At 63.6% G+C, this 8,126-nt stretch carries 10 protein-coding genes; 4 read left to right on the top strand and 6 right to left on the bottom strand.

Annotated features, from left to right (window positions below; translation table 11 throughout):
* Positions 1-170 precede the first annotated feature (170 nt).
* Both J7J55_01500 and J7J55_01495 read left to right on the top strand, forming a co-directional pair.
* The gene (locus J7J55_01500; protein ID MCD6141382.1) at positions 171-1,028 is read left to right on the top strand and encodes an acyltransferase; all 858 of its coding nucleotides are present in this window, start codon (positions 171-173) and stop codon (positions 1,026-1,028) included.
* 53 nt (positions 1,029-1,081) lie between these two features.
* Positions 1,082-1,474 carry a thioesterase family protein gene (locus tag J7J55_01495; protein MCD6141381.1) on the top strand — a complete coding sequence of 131 codons (393 nt, stop codon included), beginning with the start codon at positions 1,082-1,084 and terminating at the stop codon, positions 1,472-1,474.
* A gap of 147 nt (positions 1,475-1,621) precedes the next feature.
* Here J7J55_01495 and J7J55_01490 read toward each other — a convergent pair whose 3' ends face one another.
* Genes J7J55_01490 through J7J55_01480 form a run of 3 tightly spaced genes read right to left on the bottom strand, consistent with a single transcriptional unit; the run spans position 1,622 to position 4,289 of the window.
* Entirely contained in the window at positions 1,622-1,900 is a 279-nt protein-coding gene (locus tag J7J55_01490; GenBank protein MCD6141380.1) for a MoaD/ThiS family protein, read from the bottom strand.
* Entirely contained in the window at positions 1,897-3,258 is a 1,362-nt protein-coding gene (locus J7J55_01485; protein ID MCD6141379.1) for an 8-oxoguanine deaminase, read from the bottom strand. Before J7J55_01485 ends, J7J55_01490 begins: the two co-directional genes overlap by 4 nt.
* Positions 3,255-4,289 carry a M42 family metallopeptidase gene (locus J7J55_01480; protein ID MCD6141378.1) on the bottom strand — a complete coding sequence of 345 codons (1,035 nt, stop codon included), beginning with the start codon at positions 4,287-4,289 and terminating at the stop codon, positions 3,255-3,257. The genes J7J55_01485 and J7J55_01480 overlap by 4 nt, the downstream gene beginning before the upstream one ends.
* Positions 4,290-4,381: 92 nt before the next feature.
* On the opposite strand from J7J55_01480, the gene J7J55_01475 reads away from it, so the two are divergent.
* Entirely contained in the window at positions 4,382-5,209 is an 828-nt protein-coding gene (locus J7J55_01475; GenBank protein ID MCD6141377.1) for a rhomboid family intramembrane serine protease, read from the top strand.
* A gap of 75 nt (positions 5,210-5,284) precedes the next feature.
* Here J7J55_01475 and J7J55_01470 read toward each other — a convergent pair whose 3' ends face one another.
* The 3 genes from J7J55_01470 to J7J55_01460 form a co-directional block, all read right to left on the bottom strand.
* Positions 5,285-5,602, bottom strand: coding sequence for a hypothetical protein (locus J7J55_01470; protein ID MCD6141376.1), 318 nt, complete (start codon positions 5,600-5,602; stop codon positions 5,285-5,287).
* A gap of 247 nt (positions 5,603-5,849) precedes the next feature.
* Positions 5,850-7,532, bottom strand: a complete 1,683-nt coding sequence (locus tag J7J55_01465; protein MCD6141375.1) for a penicillin-binding protein 2 — start codon at positions 7,530-7,532, stop codon at positions 5,850-5,852.
* Positions 7,529-7,855: a hypothetical protein gene (locus J7J55_01460; protein MCD6141374.1), complete on the bottom strand. Its 327-nt coding sequence runs from the start codon at positions 7,853-7,855 to the stop codon at positions 7,529-7,531. Before J7J55_01460 ends, J7J55_01465 begins: the two co-directional genes overlap by 4 nt.
* Positions 7,856-8,015: 160 nt before the next feature.
* Between J7J55_01460 and J7J55_01455 the strand changes: the two genes are divergently transcribed.
* Positions 8,016-8,126, top strand: a 111-nt coding sequence (locus J7J55_01455) for a hypothetical protein (GenBank protein MCD6141373.1), incomplete at its 3' end; no start/stop codon positions are given.

The following is an 8,126-nucleotide window of genomic DNA, read 5'->3' as shown; positions in this document are numbered from 1 at the left end:
CGACGCCACAATGGCAAAGACGTCGCACGCAAGGTGCGAGGCTATAGGATCGCTCGCAGCATCGGGCTTCATGCCGATTGGCCCGAGACCCCGAACCGATTCCCGTGGCTCGTGGGGTATTCAACGGAGCTCTTTTATGAAGGAGAAACTGAGTGAGCTATGGAGGTGCGATGGGCAATCCGAACTCTGAGGCAACGGCTTCCCCTTCGGCGACCTACTCTTCTGAAGCACCACGGCGTATCGGTTACGTTCAGTCGAAACCTGTGTTCGGGGCGGTGGAGGAGAACTGCGCTCGCGTGGAAGAGCTGATCGGCGGAGAGAAGGCCGACCTGTGGGTCCTCCCCGAGCTTTTTTCCACCGGTTATCAGTTCCAGACCAGGACGGAAGCGGTTGAGCTCGCTGAGCCGGTTCCGGGAGGGAGGACGACCCGGTTCCTCCTTCGGCTTGCTCAGGAAAGGGGCTGTCACATCGTCGCCGGGCTGGCGGAGCAAGGAAGGGACGGGAAGATCTACAATTCCGCTGTTTTGGTCAGCCCGGGTGGGATCACGGCCGTCTACCGCAAGGTCCACCTGTTCTACAAGGAGCGACTCTGGTTCTCTCCCGGGGAGGAGCCGTTTCCGGTGGTCGACATCGGTTGGACCAAGGTCGGACTGATGATCTGCTTCGATCATCTCTTTCCCGAGGCGGCGCGCACCCTCTCCCTCGCCGGAGCGGAGGTGATCGCCCACCCGGCCAACCTCGTCCTCCCGGAGTACGGGCAGCTCACGATGCGGGTGCGGGCGCTCGAGAACGGGGTGTTCACGGTGACCGCCAACCGGATTGGGACGGAGGACCGCGCCGGGGAGCTCCTCCGGTTCACCGGGGAGAGCCAGATCGTCTCGCCGAAGGGGGAGGTGCTGGTACGCGGCTCGTCCGATCGGGAGGAAGTGCGCACCGTGGAGGTCGATCCGCGGGAGGCGCGGGACAAGTCGATCAACCGATACAACGATCGGTTCCGGGACCGTCGTCCCGAGCTCTACCGGATTTGATCCTTGATCGGAAGGTCGCGTTCTCCTAACATCTGCGAAAGATCGGAGGGAAGATGTCGATCGAAGCCGGACTTAGCAACGAGATGGAGTGGACTGTGACCGAGGACCACCTGGCGAGTCACATCGCAAGCGGGCTCGTCGATGCCCTGTCCACCCCGAGTCTGGTCGCGTTTTGCGAGGAGTGCGCCCGCCTGATCGTCGATCCGCTCCTCCCGCCGGGCCAGAAGACAGTAGGGACGCGGATCGACCTGCAGCACCTTGCTCCGACCCCGCCCGGGATGCGGGTGACGGTGCGCGCGGAGCTCGTGGAAGTGGACGGGCGGAAGCTCCGGTTCCGGATCGAGGCCCGGGACCCGGTGGAGAAGATTGGGGAAGCAGAACACGAAAGGTTCATCATCGACTCCGACCGCTTCGCCCGCAGGCTGAATGAAAAGACGGCTCGGTGAGTCACAGAACCTCCACGCTCCGTTCACCGAACCTTCACAATCAAAGCGTATATTATCGTCGGAGGTAGGAAGCACGCCTCCTGCTGAAACCTCCTTACGTAACACGCCCAACCACCAGCCAGAAGAGGCCCTGCAAGGGGCCTCTTTTTATCCGCCACCGACTGGAGGGAGGATCGTGAGCCGATCCCCGTTGTGGAGGACCGTGGCGAATCCCCGCTTGCCCGAGACGTTTCCTCCGTTGACAAGCGCGTTTATGTGGCGATGTATCTTCCCGTCCGGAGAGAAGATCCTTCCTTCGATTTGGGGGAAGCGACGCACAAGGGTGCGCAGCGCAGCCAACACATCCGCCCCGACCGGGAGCTCGAGGTGGATTCGCGGGGGAAGGTCCCGCTTGAACGAAAACGAAATCTCAACTTCGATCTTCATACCGCCCCGATCAGCCGCAGGGAGATCTCGTTGTGCTGTGGGATGAGCCGGAGGACCGACTGATCGACCAACCGTCCGTCGCGCACCAGGACCCTCCCGTTCACCATGGAGAGATCGACCCGGTCAGCAGCGCAGTGGACGATCGCGGCAAGCGGATCGGATCGCGCGCCGGCGAACTCGATCCCGGAGAGGTCGAACGCGATCAGATCCGCGGCCTTCCCGACCTCGATCGAGCCGATCTCCTCCTCGCGATGCAGGACCCTCGCCCCGCCCATCGTCGCCAGATAGAGGGCGTCGCGGGCGGAGAACGCCTCGGCCCCGTAGCGGACCCGCTGCAGGAGCATCGCCTGTCTCACCTCGCGGATCATGTTCGAGGTATCGTTGCTCGCCGAGCCGTCGACCCCGAGGCTGACCTTCACCCCGGTCCCGTGCAGCTCGACCACCGGCGCGATCCCCGAGCCGAGGGTCATGTTCGAGCTCGGGCAGTGGGCCATCCCCACCCGGGCGGCGGAGAGCTTCTCGATGTCGGACGAGCTCAGGTGGACGAGGTGGGCGAACCAGACGTCGTCGCGGAGCCAACCGAGCTCCTCCATGTAGTCGACCGGGCGGGCCCCGAACTTCTCGCGGCAGAACTCCTCCTCGTCCGCGGTCTCGGCGAGGTGAGTGTGAAGGAGGACCCCGTACTCGTCGGCGAGCGCGGTCGACTGACGCATCAGCTCCGGGGTGACCGAGAACGGGGAGCAGGGGGCAAGCGCCACCCGGAGCATGGAAAACGGGCTCGAATCGTGGTAGCGCTCGATGACCCGCTGGGAGTCGGCGAGGATCTCATCCTCGGTCTGGACGACCGAATCCGGGGGGAGCCCCCCATCCTTCTTCGACAGGGACATCGAGCCGCGGCAGGGATGGAACCTGATCCCGGTCAGCCGTGCCCCCTCGATCAAGGCGTCGAACAGGTGCGGATGCCCCTTGGGAAAGAGGTAGAAGTGGTCCGAGCTCGTCGTCGTCCCGGAGAGGACGAGCTCGGTCAGGCCGATCGCCGCACTTATCCTCACCGCCTCCTCGTCGATCCCCTTCCAGCGCTCGTACAGGAAGACGAGCCAATCGAAGAGCTTCTTGTCCGCTGCGCCGGGGACGTTGCGGAACAGGGTCTGGTACAGGTGATGATGCGTGTTGACAAACCCGGGCAGCAGCACCTTCCCCTCACCATCGATCGTCTCGTCGGCCGTGATCCCGGATGGGTCATCCCCGACGGCGGCGATCCGGTTACCCTCGACGAGGACGTAGCCGGAGCGGATCTCCCGGCGCTCGGGGTCCATCGTCGCGACGAGGTCGAAGTCCTTCAGGAGTATCGTCTTCATGGAAGCGAGAGGTCGACCGATCCGGCCTCCTCCAGGAACGCGGCGAGGAGCCCGATCGCCGCCTCGAGGTCGGCCTTGTGCGCGGTCTCGACGACGGAGTGGACGTAGCGGGTCGGGAGCGACAGGGTGATCGCCGCCACCCCCTCCTGGGCGAGCTGGATCGCGCCGGCATCGGTCCCCCCGCGGGGGAGGATCTCCATCTGGTAGGGGATCTTCCGCGCTTCAGCGATCCGCTTCATCTCCCTTACGAGCCCGGGATGGGAGATCGAGGCCGAGTCGGTCAGCTTGATCGCCACCCCCTTCCCGAGGGCGGTGATCCGCTCCCCGGCCGAAACACCGGGGACGTCGACGGCGAGGGTCGTGTCGAGGGCGATTCCGATCTGCGGGTTCACCGCGAACCCAGCGACCCGCGCCCCGCGCAGCCCGACCTCCTCCTGCGTCGTCCCGACGAAGTAGAGATCGCACGCGATGTTCTTCGCCCGCTTGATCGCCTCGATCCCGATGTACACCCCGGCCCGGTCGTCGAGGGCCTTGCCTGAAACGACCTTCTCCAGCTCGACGAAGTCCTGGCGGAGGGTGACCGGATCGCCGACCGAGACGCGCTCCTTCACCTCATCCGCCGGGAGGCCGAGGTCGACGAACAGCTCCTTCATCTCGGGGAGCTTCTTCCGCTCCTCCTCGGTCATGATGTGGATCGGCTTTGAACCGATCGCGCCGATCAGATCGCCATTTCCCGTGTGCACGACCACCCGCTGGGCGATCAGGGTCTTGACGTCGAACCCGCCGAGGGGGTGGATCCGGAGGAATCCAGTCTCCTCCTCGATGTGCTTCACGATGAACCCGATCTCGTCCATGTGGGCCGCGATCAGCACGGTCGGGCCGGACCCCTTCTTGTGGGCGATCAAATTCCCGAGGGGATCGACCTCGACTTCGTCGACGAGTTCGGTCAATTCGTCGGAGATGATCCGCCGGATCTCCCCCTCGTGCCCTGGGATCCCCGCTGCTTCGCTCAGCCGCTTCAATAGATCCATCTGACCTCCTTAAGCGTTACAATAAATCTTACCGATAACTTCCCTCTGAGCAACACTTGTCCGGTGGTGGGACGAGAGGATAGTATAGAACCATGATACCGATCCGCGACTACCGACCGAGCCGGACGTTCCCCGCCGTGACCGTTGCCTTGATCATCCTCAACCTGCTCGTCTTCCTGTTCGAGGGGTACCTAGGGGCAGGAGGCACGGCTCTGATCGACGGGATCCCGTGGCAGGACCGGGGCTACCCTCCGCCTGGGTTCGACCCGGCCGCCTACCGCACTCACCTCCTCACCGGAGGGAACCCGGCATTCTACCCGGTGTCGCGCCGGGACTACTTCATCATCCAGTATGGGCTCATCCCGGCCGAGCTGACCAGCATGACCGACCTTCCGCCGAAGATCCCGTTTCCCATCTGGATCACGCTGTTCACCTCCATGTTCCTCCACGGAGGGCTGCTGCACGTTCTTGGGAACATGCTCTACCTGTGGATCTTCGGGGATAACGTTGAGGACGCGATGGGGCACGGACGGTTCCTCCTCTTCTACCTCATCTGTGGCCTCGCTGCCGCTGGCGCCCAGATCGCCATCTCGCCCCATAGCCCGGTCCCCCAGATCGGGGCATCGGGAGCGATCGCCGGGGTCCTTGCCGCGTATTTCATGCTGTTCCCGTATTCCCGCGTACTCACCCTGATCCCGATCTTCTTCTTCATCCGCCTCGTTGCGGTCCCAGCCGTATTCCTCCTCGGGTTCTGGTTCATCCTCCAGGTGATAAACGGCGCGGGGACACTTGGACGCGAAGGAGGGGTCGCGTGGTTTGCCCACATCGGCGGGTTCATCGCTGGGGGAGTGCTCGTATTTCTGTTCCGCCGCCGCGGGGTGCCGGTTACCCTGTGGGAGTCGCTTCGCCGGAGGGGATAGCGCCCTGCGTGCTTCCGCACCGGCGAATCAGTGTTGCGCGTACTGACTACACGAGTTTTCGCACGGGTAAACTCCTCAACGAATTTTGTAACAAGCAAACGATACGCCGAGGTCACGTGCATATTCCTTCGCCTGCTCTAACCCTGCTTCTGCTGGCTTTTCCGTCGATTTAGCCTCCACCACCGCAATGGGGAACCCGGCGGTATGCCGGAGGAGGTAATCCACTTGGCGGGGAGTTGCCCGGCTGGTTCGGTTCCCCAAAAGGACGATCCGTCCCGGCGCGTATTCCGTGTCCCGCTGGTAGTAGAACTCGCGCGTCACTCGGCTCCCGGTCCATCCAGCAGCCTTCAGCTTTGGCTCGATTAAGTTCGCACGCGTGTCAGCTTCGTTCAAATGTTAACCTTAGTGTGACAGACCCGTAGACTCTTGGGCCGCATGACCCAGCAGATATGAGCAAACCGTTCGGCTGGATCGATGATTCCTTGCGGGACAGGCATTTCTCCCCCGCTCTTTTGAAATTCATTCTTCATCGCGGTTAGTAGTTTATAACGTTACACATCCTCGGGCAAGGAAGCGATCTCGTCCGTCAGAGGTCGTCGTTTCCGCCGGATTTCTGTGCGGTGTTGGCGGATGCGCCCTGTCAGGGCCCGACTGCCACCGGAGGGAGGTGGGTAATGAGGGCGACACGAGACATGGCGTCGTGGAAGATCCGGCCGGCGGTCGCTCCACCCCAGACCGGGCGCGTCTTCACCTCGTCGAGGACGACGAGCCCGAGGTACTTCGGGTCGTCCTTGGGGAAGAACCCGGTGAACAGCGAGGTGAACTTGCCCGCGACGTAGCCCTTGCCCGGGATCGCCTTCTGCGCGGTCCCGGTCTTGCCCGCGACGTCGAACCCCGGGATGTCGGCCGGGGTCCCGGTTCCGGATTCGACGACGAGGCGCATCAACCCCCGCATCGTGGCGCAGTTTCCCGGGGAGGCGATCCGCCGGATCACGGTCGGGTTGACTGCCGGGCCGTCCCCGATTCGCAGGATCACGTGCGGTTGCAGGAGCTCGCCGCCGTTTGCCACCGCGCACATCCCCCGCGCGAGTTGAATCCCAGTGACCCCGACCGATTGCCCGATCGCGGTTGCAGCAAGTCCGAGCTTGGACCACTTGCTCACATCGCGCAGGATCCCGTTCTCCTCGCCGGGAAGCTCGATCCCGGTCTTCTTTCCGAACCCGAGATCGACCAGGAAATTATACAGCCGCTCCTGCCCGAGCCGCTGAGCGACGCGGATCATCCCGGTGTTGATCGAGTACTGGATGATCTTGGAGAAGGTGACGGTGCCGAACGATTCGTTCTCCGAGTTGTGGATCGTGTGCCCGGCGACGATGAGTCCGTCGTTCCCGTTGAACCGGTCGGACGGGGTCACCACCCCCGCCTCGAGCGCGGCGAGCCCGGTGAACGCCTTGAACGACGATCCCGGCTCGAACAGGAAGCTCACCGGCAGGTCCTTTCTCTCTTCCGGGGTCGATTTGGAAAAATCGTTCAAGTCGTAGCGGCGGTCCTGGGCCAGCGCCAGCACCTCTCCGGTTGCGGGGTCCATCAGGACGATGAACCCGGTGTTCGCCCGGAATCGGGACACGCCGCGATCGATCTCGTCTTCGCATACGTGCTGGAGGACGGCGTCGATCGTCAGGTAGATATCCCTCCCCGGGCTCCCCTGCTCGATCGTCTCGGTGTGGTAGGTCCGACCGTCGGCACCGCGCACGACGTGCAGGGTGGTCGGGGTGCCCGAGAGCTCCTTGTCGAACTCAAGTTCGATCCCTTCTAGCCCATGGCCGTCGGTCCCCACGAACCCGAGAACGTTCGAGGCCAGGTCCCCCTGGGGGTAGCAGCGCTTCCAGGTGTCGATGAATACCAGGCCGTTGGCGTCCGCGGCGGTCGCACGCTTCCGTATCCGCTCGGCCGTCTCCAGGTCAACCTTGCGGTCGATCCAGGTGAAGTAGCTCTGGCGGTAGACACGGGCCGCGATCTCCTCCGGGGGCTTATTCAGCTCCTGGGAGAGGATCTCGATCAGGGTGTCCGGCTTGGTCATGTTGAACGAGTCGATCGCGATCGCTGATGCCTTGACGTCGAACGCGAGCGGGACGCCGTTGCGGTCGTAGATCGTCCCTCGGCGTGGATCGAGCGCGATCGTCCGCTCGTGCGTCGCCCGCGCCGCGGCGAGCCAGCGGTCGTGTTCGACCCCTTGCACCAGGACCAACCGCCCGATGATGGCGAGCGTCCCCAGCCCGAGGAACGCGAGCAGGACCAACCCCCGTTTTTGCTCCCTGCTCATTTCCCCGGAACCTCCACGTAGCGCACGATCTTGGGATCGTCCATCCCGAGCTGCGTGCGGGCGATCCGTTCGATCCGCTCCAGGGAGAACGCGCGGTCGACCTGAAACTCGAGGTAGCGGTTCACCTCTCGAATCGATTCCAGGGTCTGCTTCGCGCTCTCCCGCTCCGCCGTGAGGGAGAGGATCGCCGTCCCCTGCCACAGGTAGAGGAGGCAGAGGCCGGATAGGAGTACAGCACCCGCAATGATCAGGACCACCGCGCGGGGGAGGCTCGCGGTGCGGGCCTTCGTCCGAGCGCGGGGAAGCGGATAGGTTCGCGACACAGCCCTCTGACGGATGGACATCTCACTACGAAGGTAAGCGAAAGCGCCCGGTTTTCGCGTGACATTTGTCGAGTCGGCGGGTGAACTCGATTACCCTATCCCGGTTGCACCCGCCTTCCGGTGCGGTATTATGGAGGAAATCACTGAACAAGGAGACGGAATGGAAGCGCGAGACTTGGACCAGCTCTGTGTAAACACGATTCGGTTTTTGGCCGTTGACATGATCCAGAATGCGAACTCCGGGCATCCCGGGATGCCGCTCGGGGCGGCC

It is taken from the genome of Candidatus Bipolaricaulota bacterium (assembly GCA_021159055.1).
Classification (GTDB): Bacteria; Bipolaricaulota; Bipolaricaulia; order UBA7950; family UBA9294; genus S016-54.
Note: the sequence above shows the minus strand (reverse complement) of the source record. Positions and strands in the feature narration are given on the sequence as shown.